General features: G+C 66.4%; 18 protein-coding genes. 12 read left to right on the top strand and 6 right to left on the bottom strand.

Annotated elements, in window-relative coordinates; all coding sequences use genetic code 11:
* Positions 1-114: 114 nt before the first annotated feature.
* The 5 genes from CWT10_RS08055 (at position 115) to CWT10_RS08035 (ending at position 6,233) form a co-directional block, all read left to right on the top strand.
* A complete protein-coding gene (locus CWT10_RS08055) occupies positions 115-1,725 on the top strand; it encodes a peptide ABC transporter substrate-binding protein (protein WP_103063354.1) in 1,611 nt (536 codons plus the stop codon).
* 76 nt (positions 1,726-1,801) lie between these two features.
* Entirely contained in the window at positions 1,802-2,728 is a 927-nt protein-coding gene (locus CWT10_RS08050) for an ABC transporter permease (protein WP_128683346.1), read from the top strand.
* A complete protein-coding gene (locus CWT10_RS08045; protein WP_103063356.1) occupies positions 2,721-3,689 on the top strand; it encodes an ABC transporter permease in 969 nt (322 codons plus the stop codon). The genes CWT10_RS08050 and CWT10_RS08045 overlap by 8 nt, the downstream gene beginning before the upstream one ends.
* A complete protein-coding gene (locus CWT10_RS08040; protein WP_103063357.1) occupies positions 3,686-5,428 on the top strand; it encodes a dipeptide ABC transporter ATP-binding protein in 1,743 nt (580 codons plus the stop codon). The genes CWT10_RS08045 and CWT10_RS08040 overlap by 4 nt, the downstream gene beginning before the upstream one ends.
* 40 nt (positions 5,429-5,468) lie before the next feature.
* Positions 5,469-6,233 (top strand): hypothetical protein, encoded by a 765-nt coding sequence (locus CWT10_RS08035; protein ID WP_128683344.1) that lies wholly within the window; start codon positions 5,469-5,471, stop codon positions 6,231-6,233.
* Between the two features lie 4 nt (positions 6,234-6,237).
* Here CWT10_RS08035 and CWT10_RS08030 read toward each other — a convergent pair whose 3' ends face one another.
* The 5 genes from CWT10_RS08030 to CWT10_RS08010 form a co-directional block, all read right to left on the bottom strand.
* Positions 6,238-7,791, bottom strand: a complete 1,554-nt coding sequence (locus tag CWT10_RS08030; protein WP_233188181.1) for a DUF6297 family protein — start codon at positions 7,789-7,791, stop codon at positions 6,238-6,240.
* Positions 7,788-8,501, bottom strand: coding sequence for an ABC transporter ATP-binding protein (locus CWT10_RS08025; RefSeq protein ID WP_103063359.1), 714 nt, complete (start codon positions 8,499-8,501; stop codon positions 7,788-7,790). The genes CWT10_RS08030 and CWT10_RS08025 overlap by 4 nt, the downstream gene beginning before the upstream one ends.
* Positions 8,502-8,692: 191 nt before the next feature.
* A complete protein-coding gene (locus tag CWT10_RS08020) occupies positions 8,693-8,938 on the bottom strand; it encodes a DUF6290 family protein (protein WP_103063360.1) in 246 nt (81 codons plus the stop codon).
* The gene (locus CWT10_RS08015; protein WP_128683342.1) at positions 8,922-9,254 is read right to left on the bottom strand and encodes a BrnT family toxin; all 333 of its coding nucleotides are present in this window, start codon (positions 9,252-9,254) and stop codon (positions 8,922-8,924) included. The genes CWT10_RS08020 and CWT10_RS08015 overlap by 17 nt, the downstream gene beginning before the upstream one ends.
* Positions 9,255-9,426: 172 nt before the next feature.
* Positions 9,427-9,705 (bottom strand): hypothetical protein, encoded by a 279-nt coding sequence (locus tag CWT10_RS08010; RefSeq protein ID WP_103063362.1) that lies wholly within the window; start codon positions 9,703-9,705, stop codon positions 9,427-9,429.
* A gap of 49 nt (positions 9,706-9,754) precedes the next feature.
* On the opposite strand from CWT10_RS08010, the gene CWT10_RS08005 reads away from it, so the two are divergent.
* The 4 genes from CWT10_RS08005 (at position 9,755) to CWT10_RS07990 (ending at position 13,861) form a co-directional block, all read left to right on the top strand.
* Complete coding sequence (locus CWT10_RS08005) at positions 9,755-11,038, top strand: MFS transporter (RefSeq protein WP_103063363.1); 1,284 nt, start codon at positions 9,755-9,757, stop codon at positions 11,036-11,038.
* 79 nt (positions 11,039-11,117) lie between these two features.
* Positions 11,118-12,152 (top strand): NAD(P)-dependent alcohol dehydrogenase, encoded by a 1,035-nt coding sequence (locus CWT10_RS08000; RefSeq protein WP_103063364.1) that lies wholly within the window; start codon positions 11,118-11,120, stop codon positions 12,150-12,152.
* A gap of 78 nt (positions 12,153-12,230) precedes the next feature.
* Positions 12,231-13,172, top strand: a complete 942-nt coding sequence (locus CWT10_RS07995; RefSeq protein WP_199176348.1) for an AraC family transcriptional regulator — start codon at positions 12,231-12,233, stop codon at positions 13,170-13,172.
* A gap of 71 nt (positions 13,173-13,243) precedes the next feature.
* Positions 13,244-13,861 carry an L-threonylcarbamoyladenylate synthase gene (locus CWT10_RS07990; protein WP_103063365.1) on the top strand — a complete coding sequence of 206 codons (618 nt, stop codon included), beginning with the start codon at positions 13,244-13,246 and terminating at the stop codon, positions 13,859-13,861.
* A gap of 86 nt (positions 13,862-13,947) precedes the next feature.
* Here the strand turns inward: CWT10_RS07990 and CWT10_RS07985 are convergent, their stop codons facing one another.
* On the bottom strand, positions 13,948-16,275 hold the full coding sequence (locus CWT10_RS07985; RefSeq protein ID WP_103063366.1) for an MMPL family transporter: 2,328 nt from the start codon (positions 16,273-16,275) through the stop codon (positions 13,948-13,950).
* A gap of 81 nt (positions 16,276-16,356) precedes the next feature.
* On the opposite strand from CWT10_RS07985, the gene CWT10_RS07980 reads away from it, so the two are divergent.
* From CWT10_RS07980 to rpsD, 3 genes are all read left to right on the top strand, one after another.
* A complete protein-coding gene (locus CWT10_RS07980) occupies positions 16,357-17,820 on the top strand; it encodes a replication-associated recombination protein A (RefSeq protein WP_103063367.1) in 1,464 nt (487 codons plus the stop codon).
* A 25-nt stretch (positions 17,821-17,845) separates the two neighbouring features.
* The gene (locus CWT10_RS07975) at positions 17,846-18,685 is read left to right on the top strand and encodes a sulfite exporter TauE/SafE family protein (RefSeq protein ID WP_233188183.1); all 840 of its coding nucleotides are present in this window, start codon (positions 17,846-17,848) and stop codon (positions 18,683-18,685) included.
* 239 nt (positions 18,686-18,924) lie between these two features.
* Positions 18,925-19,548: a 30S ribosomal protein S4 gene (gene rpsD, locus CWT10_RS07970; protein ID WP_103063369.1), complete on the top strand. Its 624-nt coding sequence runs from the start codon at positions 18,925-18,927 to the stop codon at positions 19,546-19,548.
* Positions 19,549-19,592 lie beyond the last annotated feature (44 nt).

Here is a 19,592-nt window from a genome sequence, read left to right as displayed (position 1 = left end):
CTCTAGCGCGTGTGAATAGTCTCGACGGTCGATGCGTCGCATCGGCCGTCGAGCGCGTCGCCGCAGACGCCTTCGCGCATCCGCTTCAACTAGTACAACGACCATAGAGGACCGATGAACACCGCAACTGTCGTCTCCCGCCGTGCCTTCGGCATTGGAGCAGCCTCAACGGCCGTGCTGTTGTCCCTGGCAGCATGCGGTTCCAACAACTCCGATGACTCGGCCGCTAGCAATTCCGTACTCGCCTACGGCACCGAGCCGCAAAACCCGTTGATTCCCTCAAACACCAATGAGGTCGGGGGCGGACGCATCGTGGATCTGCTCTTCGCCGGCCTGTTCAGCTACGACGCCGATGGGGGCATAGTCAACGAGGTCGCCAAGGACATCACCACCGACGACAACCAGACCTTCACCGTCACTCTCAACGAGGGCTGGACCTTCTCCGACGGTACCCCGGTAACCGCCGACTCCTTCATCAACGCTTGGAACTACGGTGCGCTGCTGTCCCACGCGCACCTGTCCAGCTACTTCTACGAGCCGATCCAGGGCTTCTCCTACGATGAGGACTCCGAACTGACGGGGTTGAAGAAGGTCTCCGACACCGAGTTCACCATCACCCTGACCGAACCGCAGTCCGACTTCCCGTTGCGCCTGGGCTACTCCGCCTTCTACCCGCTGCCGGAGTCCGCCTACGACGATATGGACGCCTTCGGTCAGAACCCTGTCGGTAACGGCCCCTACACGCTGTCCAGCTGGACCCACAACGACCGGGCCGAGCTAGTCACCAACCCCGACTACGCCGGCCCGCGCAAGGCCGCCAACGAAGGGATCACCTTCGTGTTCTACACCGACTACGACGCCGCCTACGCCGACCTACAGTCCGACGCCGTCGACGTCCTGGACGCGATCCCGGATTCCGCCCTGGCCACCTTCAAGGACGACCTGGCTGACCGGGCCGTCAACGAGCCTGGCGCGGTTGTGCAGTGCTTCTCCATCGACGTCGACTCCGAGCACTTCAAGATGGATCAGGAGGGGCGACTGCGCCGTAGGGCCCTGTCCCTGGCCGTCAACCGGCAGGAGATCTGCGACACCATCTACAACGAGACCCGCACCCCGGCATCCGACTTCACCTCCCCGGTTATCGACGGGTGGACCGAGGATGTCGAGGGCAATGAGGTGCTGACCTACGACCCCGACGCCGCCAAGGAGGCGTGGGCCGCCGCAGATGCCATCAGCCCCTTTGAGGGCGAGTTCACGATTGCCTACAACGCCGACGGCCCGCACAAGACTTGGGTGGACGCCGTATGCAATTCCATTAAGAACACCCTCGGGATCGAGGCCTCCGGCAAGTCCTACCCGACGTTCCAGGAGCTGCGCGACGACATCCATGCCCGCGCCATCAAGTCGGGCTTCCGCAACGGCTGGCAGGCCGACTACCCGTCCATGTCCAACTTCCTGGGCGCCGTCTACCAAACGGGAGCCGGTTCCAATGACGCCCACTACGCCAACGCGGAGTTCGACGGCCTGCTGAAAGGGGCCGCGCAGGCCACCGACCCCGACGAGGCGCTGAAGCTGTACAAGCAGGCGCAGACGATACTGCTTACCGACCTGCCGGCCATTCCGCTGTGGTACCAGAACGGCTTCGGTGGCTACTCGAGCCTGGTGTCCAACGTCGAGTGGGGCTGGAACTCCGTTCCGCTCTACTACGCCATCACCAAGGCCTGACACTCCCGGCTGTCGGGGCCGGGCGGGCGCCCGCCCGGCCCCGATGACTTGATCGCCAACAAACAGGAAGACTCACATGCTCCGCTACGTTGGGCGCAGACTCCTGCAGATGGTTCCCGTGTTCTTCGGGGCCACCTTCCTGATCTATGCCATGGTCTTCGCCTTGCCCGGCGACCCGGTGGCCGCCCTGGGCGGGGAGCGGGCCCTGTCCGACGCCGTCGTCGCCCAGATCCGCGCCGAGTACCACCTGGATCAGCCCTTCATTGTCCAGTACCTGCTGTACATCAAAGGCATCTTCACCGGTGATTTCGGCACCACCTTCTCCCGTCAGCCCGTTTCCGAGGTGATGGCGCAGGCCTTCCCCGTCACCATCAAACTGGCGGTGATGGCGCTGGTGTTGGAGGCCGTATTCGGGATCATCATCGGGACCGTGGCTGGGCTGCGCCGGGGCGGAGCCTTCGACGCCACGGTGCTGATCGTCTCCATGACGGTGATCGCCGTCCCCACCTTCGTCATCGGTTTCGTGCTGCAGTTCCTCATCGGCATCAAGGCCGGCTGGCTGCCGGTTACGGCGGGCAGCAATCCGGGCGTCCGAGACCTGCTCATGCCTGCCATGGTGCTTTCGGCCGTCTCCTTCGCCTATGTGCTGCGGCTGACCCGCACCTCCGTGGGGGAGAACCTGTCCGCCGACTATGTGCGCACCGCCCGGGCCAAGGGCATCTCCGAGCGCCGCGTGGTCACCCACCACATCCTGCGCAACTCGTTGATCCCGGTGGTGACCTTCCTCGGGGCGGACCTGGGGGCGCTGATGGGCGGCGCCATCGTCACGGAAGGAATCTTCAACATCCACGGTGTTGGCGGCACCCTGTACCGGGCGATCCTCCAAGGTCAGGGAACAACGGTCGTATCCTTCACCACCGTGCTCGTGCTCGTCTTCATCATTTCCAACCTGCTCGTGGACCTGCTCTACGCCGCCCTCGACCCGAGGATCCGCTATGCCTGACACTCTTCAACCAGGTGCGCCCGGTGCCACCCGCCCCGGCCAGGAGCGCTTCGTCTCCGACGTCGATGAGACCGGTCTGGGCGCGGTCGATGCCGTCGCCGACGAGTCCGCACCGGCGTCGATGTGGGGGGAGGCGTGGAAGCAGCTGCGTCGGCGTCCCCTGTTCTGGATCGCCGCCCTGCTTATCCTCGCCGCCGTCGCACTGGCGGTGGCGCCGGGACTGTTCACGAACACCGATCCCCGCTTCTGCGAGCTGAGCAACTCCCTGGCGCCGGCACGGTCCGGACATCCCTTCGGCTTCGACAAGCAGGGCTGCGACATCTACGCCCGTACCGTCTATGGCGCCCGTGCATCTGTAAGCGTAGGGGTGCTGACCACGCTGCTCGTGGTCGCGGTCGGCTCTATGGTTGGCGCCATAGCGGGATACTTCGGCGGCTGGTTTGACACCCTGCTGTCGCGCATCACCGACATCTTTTTCGCCGTGCCCTTCATGCTCGCCGCCATCGTGGTGATGAGCATGTTCAAGACGCACCGCTCGGTCTTCACGGTGGTGCTGGTGCTGGGGATCTTCGGCTGGCCGCAGATTGCCCGCATTACGCGTGGCGCGGTCATGTCGGTGAAGAATGACGAGTTCGTCACCGCCTCGACGGCATTGGGCGCCGGCAGATGGGCGACCATGTTCCGGCACATCCTGCCCAACGCTGCAGCCCCCATCATCGTCACCGCGACCGTGTCCCTGGGGTCATACATTGTCACCGAGGCGACCATGTCCTTCCTAGGGATCGGGCTGCCAGCAACGATCGTGTCGTGGGGTGCGGACATCTCCGCCGCCCAGTCCTCTCTACGCAACGCCCCCGGCATCCTCTTCTACCCGGCCGGTGCCCTGGCTCTGACGGTGCTCGGCTTCATCATGATGGGTGACGTCGTGCGCGACGCCCTCGACCCCAAGGCCCGCAAATGAGTGAAGCGAACGCGAATGCCATGACCGACACCACCACCGCGCAAAGGCGCCCGGATCCCGATAAGCCGCTGCTGGAGATCCGCGACCTCGAAGTGGCCTTCCGTTCCTCCACTGGCATGGTTCCGGCGGTGCGCAAGGCGAATCTAAGCGTCTACCCGGGCCAGTCCGTGGCCATTGTGGGGGAGTCCGGCTCCGGCAAGTCCACAACCGCCCACGCCGTTATCGGGCTGCTTCCGGGCACCGGCCGCGTAACCGGCGGACAGATCCTGTTCGAAGGACGCGATCTGACCCGCGCCTCCGCCAAGGACATGACCGCCTTGCGCGGCGCCCGCATCGGCCTGGTGCCGCAGGACCCGATGAGCAACCTAAACCCAGTATGGTCGATCGGCAACCAGGTCAAGGAAACGCTGCTGGCCAACAATGTTGTGCCGGGCGGCCGGCTGGACCGCAGAGTGACCGAACTGCTCACCGAAGCTGGCCTGCCGGACGCCGACCGCCGCGCAAAGCAGTATCCGCACGAGTTCTCCGGAGGTATGCGGCAGCGAGCCCTGATCGCCATCGACATAGCCGCCGACCCGAGTCTGCTGATCGCCGACGAGCCGACCAGTGCATTAGACGTCACCGTCCAACGGGTCATCCTCGATCACCTGCAGACCCTGACCCGCGAACGCGGAACCGCCATGCTGCTGATCACCCACGATCTGGGGTTGGCTGCCGAACGGGCCGAACACCTGGTGGTGATGCATCGGGGCCGCGTCGTCGAATCCGGTCCCAGCCTGGAGATCCTCAAGGACCCCCAGCACCCCTACACCAAGCGACTGGTGCAGGCGGCTCCCTCACTGGCTTCTCACCGCATTGAGCAGGCTCACGCCCAGGGGGTGGAGACCACGGAGGAGGAGCTGCTGGGTGCGGGCCTGGGCGCCGTGTCCACCGAGGACGTGCTGCGGGTTGAACATCTGACCAAGATCTTCCCGGTGCGTGGCGCCAAGGGGAAGGCCAAGACCTTCAAGGCCGTAAACGACGTCAGCTTCGGGCTGCGCAAAGGCACCACGCTGGCTCTGGTCGGCGAGTCCGGGTCGGGCAAATCTACGGTCGCCAACATCATCCTGAACCTGACCGACCCGACCAGCGGGAAGGTGTTCCACCACGGCACTGACCTGTCGACACTGAACCGGCAAGAGCTATTCGGGCTGCGGCGAGTCATGCAACCGGTGTTCCAGAACCCCTACGGGTCCCTGGACCCCATGTACTCGGTGTTCTCCTCGGTTGAGGAGCCGCTGCGAGTGCACCGCGTGGGCACCCGCAAAGAAAGGGAACAGCGGGTCGCTGAACTGCTGGATATGGTGGCGTTGCCTCGCTCCGCCATGCGCCGCTACCCCGGAGAACTGTCCGGGGGACAGCGCCAGCGCGTGGCCATCGCCAGGGCACTGGCGCTGCGACCCGAGATCGTCGTGCTGGACGAGGCGGTCTCCGCCCTAGATGTGCTGGTGCAGGCGCAGATCCTTAAGCTGCTGTCGGATCTGCAGGCCGAACTGGAGTTGAGTTACCTGTTCATCACCCATGACCTGGCTGTGGTGCGTCTGCTTGCCGACGACGTCGTCGTCATGGAGCAGGGGCGGGTCGTTGAGACCGGGCCCAGTGACGAAATATTCGCAAGTCCTCGTGAGGAATACACCAAGCGCCTGATCGAGGCGGTGCCGGGGTCGGGAATCGACCTGTACCGTGCCGTGACCGACTGAATGCCAGGGACTAGATTGTGTGAGGTCTAGCATGTTTACAATGAGCCGAGTAATGGGTGCGCGCGTCATGGCCGCGGTGACTGTGCTGATCATGGTGGGCTCTGTCCTGGGCTGCGCAACTGCCGGTCGGGACGCAGGCTCCAGTACCAACGCGGAGTCACCGATTGCGGCCCCTACGACCGCCGTGGCTTCACCCAGCGACGAGGGTTCCGCTTCCAGCGACGCCGCCGCCACGCAAGAGTCGTTGACCCAGGAGGCAGTCAATACGTCAACGCCGCAGCCGCTGGCTGAGCAGACCTCGGTTCCGGATGAAACCGCCTTCTTCAACGGTGAGGTCATCCTGCCCGACGAATGCGCCTGGCTGGAGAACGATGAGGGGCGGGTGAACCTCGTTGATGGCTTCGCCAGCATGGAGGACGGCATCATCAGGATGAGTGTCACGGTCAAGCAGACCGCCGTGGTGACGCTTGACGGCAAGGCCTACCGGGCGGTGATCTTCGCCTGTTGGGGCGGCGGGAACCTGGTATATGACCACATGGGCTTCTACGACGACGCCTCCGCACCGCCCGCCATCCAGACCGGGATCCAGATCGCCGCCGGCCCCTACCAGAGCAATGCGATTTTCGCGGTCGAGGGTACCCTCAAGCCCATCGATAACGGCTTTCACCTGGAGTGGGTCGGTGAGTTCCTGCCCACCGACGAGGCCTGCTCCGCCTGCGCCACCGGCGCGGCCGAAGCGGATTTCGTGTGGAACGGCAGCTTCTTCGACGTCAGGAACAAGACGACCTGGCAGCGACAGGATTAGTTCTTCACTCCAGTCGGCGGCCGGTCAGAAGACCCCAGGCGACGACGACGGCACTGGCCGCCAGCTGGGGGAGCAGCAGACGCTCCGGTGTGGACACCCCCGCAAGCAGCAGCGCGGTCGGCGCTGCGGCCAGGGCGGCGGCGTCGGGTCCGCCCACCAGCATCTCGACCGCGCCCGGCGGCAGCGACCCGAACGGCGAGGCGACCAGGCCCAGGGAGAAGTCGGGCGTGGGTCGCAGCCCCGAGCGCAACGCCGCTCCGGCCCAGCCGCAGCCGAGCGCCACCACCAGGACCAGCACCGTCCACGCCCCACCGGCGGTCGCGGGAAGCCGCCCCGAGGTGGACAGGCACGCCAACACCACCAGGGCCGCCCAGGGGATCAATACCGCCGCGGGCACCAGCAGGTGCCCGCACCTGACCGACATCGGGCTGGCCGGCCAGGAGGCGTCCGGCCCGCCGTTGAACCAGGCACGCCGCGCGGGCTCAGCAACGGTCAGCACCGCCACCCAGCCACCGACCAGATGGAAGACCGGGGCTCCCACGTTGCCGATCCCGCTGGAGACCACCGGGAAGAGAGCAATGACCAGGCCCGCCAGCAGCTGCAGAGCCCGTCGCGGCTGGCGCCACAGCAGGAGCCAGTCGGCCTGAGCCACACCCAGCAGCGGACGCAGCCCCGGCGGCAGCTGGAGGGCGATGCGGGCCAGCGGCAGATGGGAGGAGGCGGATGGACGTCGCGTCGGAGAAGACAGCAGGCGCCCCAGCGCGCGAGTGTCCAGTGACAGCAGGGATACCTGCGCCCCCAGATTACGGGCGGCCACCTCCAGTAGGCGCGCGTCCGGCACGTCAACCAGCCGGTCCCGCAACCGCCACCACCACGCAACGGTCGCCGTCCCCGCGAGCATTCCCGACACTATGAACATACCTCCATCCGCATGACGCGGGAAGGGGACGCCACCAATGCCTGCGGCAAACACGGCTGTCGCCGCAACCAGCACGCCCGCGCCCGCCCCGGGCGCGCCCGTGTCCTCCACCTGCGCGCGCACCAACTCCAGGAACAGCAGCGCCGCGACGCCTCCGCCAAGCAGTATCATCCCGGCCGCCGCCGTCGGTCCGCAGCCGGCCACCCCCGCCAGCAGCAGCCCGACCGTGCCACCGGCCGCCGCCGTCAACGCGATCTCCGCCCGCGCCACCGGGTCCAGCAGGCCACGCCGATCACCGGGCATCGCCAGCCACCAGGCCGCCTCGTAGGGACGCAGGAACAGCGGCCCCAGCTGCCGCAGCGGATCCAGGAGCAGCCGTGTCAGGACCAGTCCCAGCAGCAGCGCAGCCCAGGCCGGGTCCACGGCAGTGGGCCCATGGCCCGACGCCGGCGACCCGGCTCCCAATCGCCGCAGGTATGGCGCCGCCATGGCGCCCAGCACGGCCGCGGCAAATACGGTGTCGTAAACATCCCCGAGCAGTGCCCAGCGGCTGCGTGTGCGGACGGTATGAGCGCGTACCCATCCGCGCAACTCCCGCCCCGAGGGCGGTGCGGGGCAGGAGCGTGCGGAGGCTTTCACGGCGCGCCCTCATTCATTGCACGCACCCCGTCGGCAACGCCGAGCCTCCGGGTGTCGGCGCCCACCAGGAGCACATCCGTGGCCGCGGTGCTTACGAACTCGGCGTCGTGACAGGCGAGCAGTACCCCGATTCCCGCCTCCCGCTCAGCGACCAACCGGCGGGCGAGAGCGCGGCGGGTGACGTGGTCCAGGCGTTGTTCCGGCTCGTCGAGCACCAGCAGGCGGCGGGGCCGGGCCAGCACCGCGGCCAGCGCCAGGCGGCGCCGCTGTCCCGACGACAGCGCATCGGGTAGCACGTCCGCCAGACCCGCAAGGTTGAACTCATCCAGGAGATCGGCGGTGGTCCGCGCTGGCGCGGGGGTTGAGTGGCCGTAGCCGACCAGGGCCAGATGTTCGGCCACGGTCAGGGTGGGGAAGAAGGATTCCTCGCCCAGGTCGCGCGCCACCGCTCGCCGCTGGCGGCCCGAGCGCGGGTCGGGTGCCCGACCCAGCAGCGTGACTTCGCCGTCGACGGGTGGGAGCAGGCCGAGGCAGGTGCGCAGCAGGGTGGACTTGCCAGCGCCATTGACACCGACCAGCGCCAGGACCTGACCGGGCCTGAGGGTGAAGGTCGCCGGGGCGCACACCGCATGTTCGCCGTAGCCGACGCTCAGATTACGGGCGGCGACCAACGCCAAGCCGCTCACGGCGGGTGCGCGTGCCCTGGGCATCGTGGTACTCCTCGATCCTAGCGGTTGCGTTTGATGCTACCGGCCTTACGCCGCGTCGTAGAAGGGAGGGTTGACCACCTTGCCGGTGCAAGACACGACCTTGGGTGCGTTTCACGATCACCCCGGGGTCGGGAAACGCACCCCAAGGTCGTAAAGCGCGCGGCTTCCGGGGTGTAGTCGACCAGCGCCGGTCAAGCGGCGTGCTCGGCCTCAAGACGCTCCAGTATCCATGCCCGTACCAGGGTCGAGGCGGGCAGGTGTTTTGCCTCAGCGACCGCCTCGATCGCCTCGCGTTCCTGCGGGGTTAACCGCACCGAGTACACCTGAGACCGGTTTGGGCGTACAGGAACGGTGTTCACTGGGTACTCCGCTTCGCGGGTCGCCTCGGATTCCTCGCGCATTTTGGCGATCATTTCGGTGTCAACCGTCTTGGCCATCGAAGTCCTCCTTGTCCTCCTTGAGGCTGTACAGGCGCAGGTCTGCGCCGGTCGCACGCCAGGCATTCACCAGATGCAGATCGCCGTCGCGATCCCGCCAGGCAATTATGGTCAGTACTCGTTTCGCATCCGGTGAATAGCCGATGAAGCGACTGGCGCCGATATGAGACTTTGGATCAGGCTCGAGCGCAACCAGGTCGATGTCATCCAGCACTTCACGTGCCTGCTCCGGCGTGACGCCGATTGCCCCGGGGTACCTCTTGGCGCGGTTCCGGATATACCGCTCCGTGGCAGCGTCCCAGTACAACCGCATCATGTATAAATTGTAGTACATCGTCTTACGTCTCTGAAGAGGGTTGACCACCTTGCCGGTGCAAGACACGACCTTGGGGTGCGTTTCCCGACCCCGGGGTGGTCGTGAAACGCACCCCAAGGTAGTAAAGCGCGCGATTGGTGGCGGTGCGGCTACTCATGCTCCCACGGGGAGATCAGGCGAGATGGCCTTCGGGGATCGTCAGGTCCTGGGCGGTGCCCCAATCCTTGTACCTGGGGTCGGGATCCTTCATGACCGTCTGGCGGCCGAGTGCGGTCGTCGCCGCCAGGTGGGTGCCGGTGGGGCGAGTCTGGTCGTTGTCCCACCGCAGGGTGGCTTCGGCCGAGCGGCATTCCAAATGTGCCAGTAGCTCAGCTGCGCGCAGGTCAAAAAAGTACCAGTGCCCGGCATCGGCGCCGGAAGACCAGCGTGCGCGCCCGGAGCGATGCTTCATCCAGCAACCGCGGAATGAGCCGCGGCACCGAGACGACGGAGTGGAACATATGCGCCTTGCACCCCCGAAGATCCTGATCCCCGGGCTGATCGCCATTGCCATCTTCATGACCGGCGACGGCTTCGAGCTGACCTTCCTATCTAAGTACCTAGTCTCCCTCGGCTTCGCCGCAACCCAGGCGTCAACGGTCATCACCGCCTACGGCCTGATGGCCGCCCTGGCAGGCTGGGCATCCGGCGTCCTGGCCGAGACCTTCGGGGTCCGCCGGATCATGCTCATTGGAGCCGGGCTGTGGATCTGCCTGCACCTGCTGTTCATCGGCGTAGCCATCCCCTCGGGCCTCTACCCGCTGATCCTGGTGGTCTACGCCGGCCGCGGACTGGCCTACCCGCTGTTCATCTACTCCTTCGTCGTGTACATCACCCAGAAGGTTGAGCCGGCATCCCGCGCCTCCGCCATGGGCTGGTTCTGGACCGCCTACTCCATCGGCATCGGCTGCCTAGGCTCCTGGATCCCCGCCCGCACCATCAACTTCATCGGTGAGCAGGGCACGCTCTGGTTCTCCCTCGCCTGGACCATCACCGGCGGCCTGCTCTGCCTACTGTTCGTCGGTCGTGGCGAACCGCAGCCAAAACGCGGTGACCTGCGTGACACGCTGCGACAACTGTCGGTAGGGGTGACGATCCTCGGCACCAATCGCGAAGTTGCCCTCACTGCGATTGTCCGCGTCATCTGCAACCTCAGTCTCTACGGCTTCCCGGTCATCATGCCCCTGTACCTGACCACGGCCGGTTACGGCGAGGAGTGGTTCACCATGCCGCAGTGGATGACCATCTGGGGCATCCAGTTCGCCGTCACCGTCTTCGGCAACCTCTTCTGGGGCTGGATTGGCGACCGCTACGGCTGGATGCGGCAGATGCGTTGGTACGGGTGCTGGTTCTGCGCCGCCGCCACCCTCGGCTTCTACTACGTGCCGCAGTTCCTGGGCGGCAACATGATTGCCCTCGGCGCCGCCGCCGTACTCCTGGGCATGGGCGTGACTGCCTTCGTCCCCATGGCCGCCGTATTCCCTGCCCTGGCGCCCAAGCACCGCGGGGCCGCCATCTCCGCTAACAACCTCGCCTCCGGCCTGACCACCTTCGTCGGCCCCGGGCTGGTCACCCTGCTGCTGCCGCACATCGGCGTTGCCGGAGTGTGCTGGACCTACACCGCCCTGTACCTGCTGGGCTCCTTCATCACCGTCTTTATCCACCCCGACCAGCCCGGTTTCGACCGCAACGGTCGGCGCCTGCCGGAAACCGCCAACCGACCTGTCGCGGAGGTGGACGCCTGAACCCATCGACTCGCTGACCATCCTTAAAGTCACAAATCACCTCCAACCAACCGCAACCAACCTACGAGGAGTAGAAACCATGAAGGCTGTAGTCCTTGAGAAGCGCAACATGATCAACGTCCGTGAGGTCCCCGGTGACCTCGTCTGCGGCCCCGGCCAGCTGCGCATCGCCCCGCACACGGTCGGCATCTGCGGCTCGGACGTCCACTACTACACGCACGGCCGCATCGGCCGGTACGTCGTCGAGAAGCCGATGATCCTGGGCCATGAGGCCTCCGGCACCGTGCTGGAGGTCGGCGAGGGCGTCACCGACTTTGCCGTCGGCGACCGCGTGGCCATGGAACCGGGCGTGCCCGACATGAGCTCGCGGGCCTCCCGCATGGGCATGTACAACGTCGACCCCGCGGTCTCATTCTGGGCCACTCCGCCGGTGGACGGCTGCCTGGTTGAGGAGGTCATCCACCCGGCCGCCTTCACCTACCACTTGCCCGACAACGTCTCCTACGGGGAGGGCGCCCTACTCGAGCCGCTGGCCGTCGGCATGCACGCGGCCACGAAGGCCGCCATTCACCCGGGCGACGTCGCCGTCGTCTCCGGCTGCGGCACGGTCGGCATGCTCACCGCCGCCGCAGCTCTCGCCGGCGGCGCCTCCACCGCCATCGTCTCCGACGTCTCCCCGGTCAAGCTCGAGATCGCCTCCCAGATCCCCGGCGTGGTCACCGTGGACCTGCGCGAGCAGCGCCTGCTCGACGTCGTGAACGAGCGCACCGCCGGCTGGGGCGCGGACGTCGTCTTCGAGGCCTCCGGCCACCCGTCGGCCTATGAGGACCTGTGGAAGCTGGGCGCCCCCGGCAACCGCACCGTGCTGGTCGGCATCCCCGTGGACCCGGTCGCCGTGGATATCACCGAGGTGCAGGCCCGCGAGACCCGCATCGAGACCGTCTTCCGCTACGCCAACGTCTACCAGCGGGGAATCGACCTGGTGGCGGCCGGCAAGATCAACCTCAAGCCCTTCATCACCGAGACCTTCCCGATGGATCGGGCCAGGGAGGTCTTCGACCGGGTGGTCGAGGGCCGCCCCGGGGACGTCAAGCTGCAGATCACGGTGGGCTGAGCCGAGGCCACAGCCGTGCAAAGGGCCAACCAGCGCGACCGGCCACGGGCCGGTGGGCAGGGCGCGCACAATGAGCGCGTGTCCTCCCCACCGGCCCGCCCCGGCATCCCCACACGCCCCTCGGCCCCGGGCGCCGAATCCGTGCCGGGGGCGAAGGCCGACGTCGGCGACCTGGAGGTCATCGTTCCCGACGTCGGCACCTCGGTGCGCTGGTGGACGCACGGATATCCCGACCCGCTGGCGCGCTGGCACCACCACCCCGAGATCGAGTTCCACCTGATCCGCTCCGGCTCCGGGCAGATGCTCGCGGGTGACCGCACCATCGACTTCGACGCCGGCCAGGTCACCTTGATGGGGCCGCACCTGCCGCACAACTGGCTGTCGGACCTGGCCCCCGGGGAACTGCTGCCCGACCGTGACGTGCTGTGCCAGGTGCTGCCCGAGCGATTCACGGCGGCTTCCGCGCAGCTGCCAGAACTAGCCGGCCTGCGGGCGCTGGTCGACCGCGCACGTCGGGGCATCCTGCTATCCGGGGCGAGCCGTGCGCGGGCAGCCACACTGCTGGAGAGGATGGGACAGCGCGACCCCCTCGGGCGGCTAGCCGCCCTGCTGGAGCTGGTAGACGTCTTCCTGTCCGCACCCGACGACGAGGCGCACCCCATCGCCACCGCCGGCTACATGCCCAGCCTCGACGACGCCACCGCCGCCCGGGTCAACACGGTGCTCGACTACGTCGAGGCCAACCTGGCGGGGGAGATCTCCATGACTCGGGCAGCGGAGCTGGTTGCGCTCAGCCCGTCGGCGTTCTCCCGGTTGTTCCATGTCACCGCCGGGATCACCTTCTCCGAACTGGTGCGGCGACGTCGCATCGCACGGGCCTGCCACCTGCTGCGCACCACCGACCTGCCGGTGGCCCGGGTATGCGCGCTGAGCGGGTACACCAACCTGGCCAACTTCAACCGGCGCTTCAAAGACGAGACCGGCACCACCCCGAGTGCCTACCGCCGCGGCGACGGTTGACCCCGCCGGTCCGCTCGACCGGCACAGTGTGGCGCGCGACAAGGTGGGGTGATCGGTGGAACAATGACCCCATGTCCCGCTACATTGAGTTGCACCCCGTCAACCCGCAGGCACGACTGGTCACCAAGATCGTCGACAGGCTACGGGACGGTGAGCTCATCGCCTATCCCACAGACTCCGGTTATGCGCTTGCCTGCGCGCCGGGCAATAAGGAGGGGCTGGAACGCATCCGCACCATCCGCCAGTTGGATTCCAAGCACAACTTCACCTTTGTATGTGCCGACTTCGCGCAGGCAGGACCACTGGCCATAGTCGGTAACAACGCCTTCCGGCTGATCAAGCGGCTCACGCCGGGTCCGTGGACCTTCATCCTCAAGGGCACCAAGGAGGTGCCGCGGATGACACTCAATCCCAAGAAGCACACCCTGGGTGTGCGCATCCCCGACCATGCCATCACTCAGGCACTGGTCAAGGAGTTCGGCGCCCCCGTACTGTCGTCCACCCTCATCCGGCCCGGACAGAGCACCCCGGAGTCCAACGGCTGGGAGATTGAGGACGAGCTCGGACACCTGATCGACGTCGTCATTGAGGGACCGGTGACCTCCACCGAGCCGACCACCGTCATCGACCTAACCGAGGATGTCCCCGAGGTCGCCCGCGAAGGGGCCGGCGACATCACCATCTTGTAGACCGGGCCGGCGCTGACGGGCACCAGCATGTCTGTCAGCGCCCGGCCCCACCGAAATGCTCCTACAGGCCTGCAGACCTCCAGGTCCTACAGGGGCTCAGGCCGGGGGACTAGGGCAGGGGCGTCATCGAACCCGTAGCGCTCGTAGACCCGCTTGAACGGTTCGGGAGCCCACCAGTTCCACCGGCCCAACAGAGTCATGAAGGCCGGCACTAGCAACATGCGCACCAGGGTGGCGTCCAGCGCAACCACGATCGCCAATGCCAAACCGATCTCCTTGACTATCAGCTGTTCGCCGCTGATGAAGCCCAGGAAGACCACCACCATGATCAGTGCGGCGAAGGTGATGATGCGGCCCGAACGCTGCAATCCCTTCGCCACAGCGGTGTCATTATCAGCTCCCGCGTCCCAGTACTCCTTGATGCGTCCCAGCAGGAACACCTCATAGTCCATGGCTACTCCAAAGCCCACGGCCAGCGCCGTCACCACCACATAGGCCTCCACCCCGCCGACGGGAGCGAAGCCGAGAAGCCCGGTCAGGTGGCCCTCCTGGAACACCCAGGTCAGCACTCCCAAGGAGGCCGCCAGCGACAACAGGGTGATCGTCAGAGCCTTCATGGGCAATAGCACGGAGCCGGTCATGAGGAACAGCAGAATGAAGGTCGCCAAGGCGATGAATCCGCCAAACCAAGGCGAGGCTGCCAACAGCGCCTGCCGGAAGTCGAGCTGACTGGCCGCCTGCCCAGTGACCCACATGTCGGCGGGCGCGGCGAGTGCCCGGATGGAGGCAACGGCGTTCTCGGCCTGGCGGGAGGCTGTGTCTGCGGCCAGATCCAGGTAGATAACCGTGTAGTCACCTGCAGTTGCCACCCGCAACACCTCCGCCACGCCGTCGACGCCGGCCACCTCACTGTTGATGAAGTCGGTCACTGTCTCGCCGGTGGACGCTATGACCACGGTTGCGTCCTGCCTGGTGACCGCCGAGTAGCTCTCCTCCAGGACCGACAAATAAGTGCGCTGGTCGGAATCCGCGGGCAACAGCTCGGTGGTGGACACGAGCATGTGCAGGTTCCGAGCCGGGGAGGCCAGCACCACCAGCGCCACCACACAGGCCACCAACACCACCCAGGCCATGCGCTGCACCTGCCGCGCGACCCACCGGAACATCCCACGTTCCCTGTCGACGTCACCCAGGCGCCTTTGAAGGGGACCCACCAGCGGGATGCGTTGCAATAGTGGTGGTCGCAGCATGCGTCGCCCGAGCAACACCAGTATCGCCGGTACCAGGGTGATTGCGGCGGCCGCCGCAATCAGACATGAGGCCAGGCAGGCGATGCCGATCGAATGCAGGACGGCCGGCCCCAGTAACACCAGTCCGAGCATGCATGCCGCAACCGTCAGTGCCGAGAACACTACGGTACGTCCGGCTGTCGTCAATGTGGTGGTCATGCAGTCGGTGATGAGCGTGTCACGTCGTCCGGTGCGGCGACGGCGCGGCTGCCGACCCTGCCCGGCGCTTTCAGCGTCCCGAGATTTAGCCAATTCCTCCCGGTACCGAGAGGTGATCAGCAGTCCGTAGTCAATCGAAAGTCCAAGTGTGATGACCGCCACGACGTTGATGACGAAGGACTGCAGATTCATGAAGAAGCTCAGGGCGTAAAGCATCCCCATGGTTCCGCCAATAGACACCAGTGCCCCAAACAGCGGCATGCCGGCGGCCAGGAAACCGCCGAAAACGAGCACCATGATTAGCAAAGCCAACGGCAGGGCGATCAACTCGCCCCGGATCAGATCGGTATGCACCTGCTCGGTCACCGCCTTGGCCATCAGGGCGTCGTCGGAGACAATGCCGCGCGCCTCGGGCTCGATCGCTCTGAGCTCATCGGGCACCCGCGCCATACGCGTCTCGACCCGGCTCACCAGTCGGGCGACCTCAGCCGCATAAGTCTCATCCGCAGGATCGGCCACCGCATCCCCGTTGGGGTCCACCGTCACGACCATCAGGAAACCGTCCAGTTGCTTGGACGCCAGCATTTGAGCCGCTGGTTCGTTCAACATCCCGGGGACGACGAATGGGTCGATGACGTTCTGCTGGCCCACCAGCGCGCGCAGGTCCTCATGCGCGTCCTCAAGCATGTCGGCGACCGCCTGTTGAGCGTCGGCGTCGGAGATATCGATATCGGTGACCATCAACGTGACCGTTTCGGCATCTCCGGACAGAGTGTCCAGGATCTGCTCACCTTCCGCGCTGTTGGTGCCGGCTATTGATGTGCCGCCGGCGTCTGCTCGGGCGAACAGGTTCGCACCGCCCAGCCCCGTCACAGACACGGTGAAGAGCACACCGGCCAGGAGCGTCCACGTGCCGACAATGATCCAAGCGTCCTTGACGACGCGACGGGAGAGCCAGGCAAGCATGCGCCCTAGTCTGGCAGACCGGCCGCACCTTAGAGACCTCGGCGCTCTGGCCAATGGCGGATCGGGTGTTGAATCGTATACATGAATCAGGGGACAGACCTGTTTGAGAGCGCCGGCACCGATGACATCGGCCTGCCCGTCGACGCTCATGCTCCGTTAGCTGTGCGGATGCGACCACGCACACTGGATGAGGTGCTCGGCCAGGATCATCTGCTAGCGCCCGGCTCACCACTGCGGCGCCTCGTTGAGCCCCCATCAGGGAGCACCCACGGGGCGGGCGTGGCGAGCGTCATCCTGTGGGGACCGCCCGGCACCGGCAAGACCACACTCGCCTATCTGGTTGCGCGCGGCTCCGGACGGCGTTTCGTGGAGCTATCCGCCGTAACCGCCGGTGTTAAGGACATCCGTCAGGTTGTAACCGACGCCCGCCGGCTTCTGGCTGCGGGCGAGGAGACCGTGCTGTTCGTCGACGAGGTGCACCGCTTCTCGCGCTCCCAGCAGGACGCGCTGCTGCCCAGCGTCGAGAACCGCTGGGTCACGCTGATGGCCGCAACCACCGAGAATCCTAGCTTCTCAGTGGTATCCCCGCTGCTGTCCCGCTCTTTACTGCTCACCCTGCACCCGCTGGAGGCCGACGCCGTCGGCGCCCTGGTGGATCGGGCACTGACCGACGCAGCCGGTCTGGCCGGCGCCGTCGCCCTGGATGAACCTGCCCGCGAGCAGATCGTGCGGCTGGCCGGTTCCGACGCCCGTAAAGCGCTGACAATTTTGGAGGCGGCCGCCGGCGCCGTTTTGGCCGCCACTCCCGCAGCCACGCGCACCGATAAGGCGACGACGAGTACTACCGGCGGGGCTGATCGGAATGAGGAAGTGGACGCCGCCACGCCGACGATAACGCTCACCGATGTTGAACGGGCCGCGGACGTGGCCGCGGTGCGCTACGACCGGCAGGGTGACCAGCATTACGACGTGATCAGTGCGTTCATCAAGTCGATGCGCGGATCCGACCCTGACGCGACCCTGCACTACCTGGCGCGCATGCTCGCCGCGGGGGAGGACCCCCGCTATATCGCCCGGCGCATCACCATTCACGCAGCCGAGGACGTAGGTCTGGCCGACCCCACTGTGTTGTCAACCGCTGTGGCCGCGCAGCAGGCAGTCGCCCTGATCGGCATGCCGGAGGCGCAGTTGGTGCTCGCACAGGCGGCTCTGGCAGTCGCCACGGCACCGAAGTCCAATGCGGTGACGGTCGGCATCAGTCGGGCCACAGCGGATGTTCACGCGGGGCGGGGCGGGCAGGTGCCTGCCCACCTGCGCGACGCCCATTATGCGGGTGCGCAGCGCCTCGGACACGGCGCCGGTTACCGCTACCCACACGACTTCCCGCACGGCGTGGTCTCCCAGCAGTACCTGCCCGACGAATTGGTTGGGGCTGAGTACTACCAGCCCACCACCAACGGTTTCGAGGAGCAACTCACGCGGCGTCTGGTGGCCATCCGGCGAATCACCCACGGGCCTAATGATGCTGGAAGTAGCAGCGGCTGATCGGCGTCGCGATAGGGTCAACCGGGTGAGCAAGATCCCCGACGGCGAAGAACCTGGGTTCAACGACTCCAGGTCGGGTTCTGCGGCGCAGCCGTCCGCACGACGCTGGCCGGCGATCATCGCCATAGGGCTTGGCGCTGGCTTCCTGGCCGGCCTGTTCGGCGTCGGTGGCGGGCTGGTACTCGTGCCGGCCCTGGTTGCCTTCGCCGGCATGGACCAACGCCGTGCCTCCGCTACCTCACTGATCGCCATTGTGCCCACCTCGATTGTCGGTGCCGTCTCGTACGCAGTCCAGGGGCAGGTGTCGCCGGTCGCTGCCGTACTCCTGATGACCGGCTCGCTGACCGGTGCTCAGATCGGAGTCCGGCTGCTACACACCCTGCCGGGACGTGTACTGCCCTGGTTCTTCGTGGGGTTCGTCCTGCTCGTGATCGTCTCGCAGCAAATCATGACGCCCGTGCGTGATGCTGAGCTGACACTTACCCTCATCAGCGGTGCCGCGCTGGTCGGCGTCGGTATGGCTGCCGGAGTAATGTCGGGGCTGGTGGGCGTGGGCGGCGGAGCCGTCATCGTGCCAGGCACCCAGCTGGCCCTCGGCATCGGCGACCTATTGGCCCGTGGCACCTCCCTGGTGGTGATCCTACCCACGGCTCTGTCCGGCTCGATCACCAACCTGCGCCACGGCGTCGCCGATATCCGGGTGGGAGTGGCGGTGGGCATCGCCTCGGCTACCGCGTCCCCGCTGGGCAGCGTGACAGCGGGTGCCGTGAGCCCTCGCACCGGTTCCGTACTGTTTAACTTGTTTCTGGTCTATGTGATCATCTCCACGCTGCTGCGTACCCGCCGACATGCTCCAGACCCGTGATCCTGCGCCATAACGACCGAACTCGGCAGTAATAACGACCGAACTCGGCGGGTGAGGACCGGCTCACACCGGCGGAATCAGCGTGCGCCACCCAAGGTCTGCGCGCTAGTGTTTGCGAGTTGCCCGCGGCAGCGCCCTCCCGGCGCCTGCGGGCGCTCCTGGGGCCTCAGCCTCCAAGGCCGGCCCCGCGCCGGGGCATCCGCTCACGGCGTGCGAACCGATCCGACAGGAAGAAGTCAATGAGCTCTTCACGTTCCCGCCGCCAGGTGCGTCTCTCACGCGCCCTCGGCATCCCGCTGACCCCCAAGGCCGTGCGCTACTTCGAGAAGCGCCCCTATGGTCCGGGCGAACACGGCCGCGCCCGCCGTCGCACCGAGTCCGACTACGCGGTCCGGCTCAAGGAGAAGCAGCGCCTGCGTGCCCAGTACGGCATCCGTGAAGCCCAGCTGCAGAAGGTCTTCGAGGAGGCCCGTCGCGAGAAGGGCAGGACCGGCGAGTCCCTGGTGGAGCTGCTGGAGATGCGTCTGGACGCCCTGGTGCTGCGAGCCGGCTTCGCCCGTACCATCGCTCAGGCCCGTCAGAGCGTCGTCCACCGGCACATCATGGTTGACGGAGAGGTCGTCGACCGCCCCTCCTTCCGCGTCAAGCCTGGCCAGACCATCCAGGTGCGGCCCCGTTCTCAGGTGATGGTGCCCTTCCAGGTGGCTGCGGCCGGCACCCATCGCGACGTGCTGCCGCCGGTACCCGATTATCTGAGCGTGGAGCTTGAGAAGCTGCAGGCCCAGCTGGTGCGTCGGCCCCAGCGCGACGAGGTACCGGTCACCTGCGACGTGCAGATGGTCGTCGAGTACTACTCGCGCTGATCCCACCCCTTGATGATGCCGGGACGCTCCGGACCGCATAACGG

The sequence above is a fragment of the Actinomyces qiguomingii genome, assembly GCF_004102025.1.
GTDB classification, from domain to species: Bacteria; Actinomycetota; Actinomycetes; order Actinomycetales; family Actinomycetaceae; genus Actinomyces; species Actinomyces qiguomingii.
This window is presented reverse-complemented; position numbering and strand designations above follow the sequence as displayed.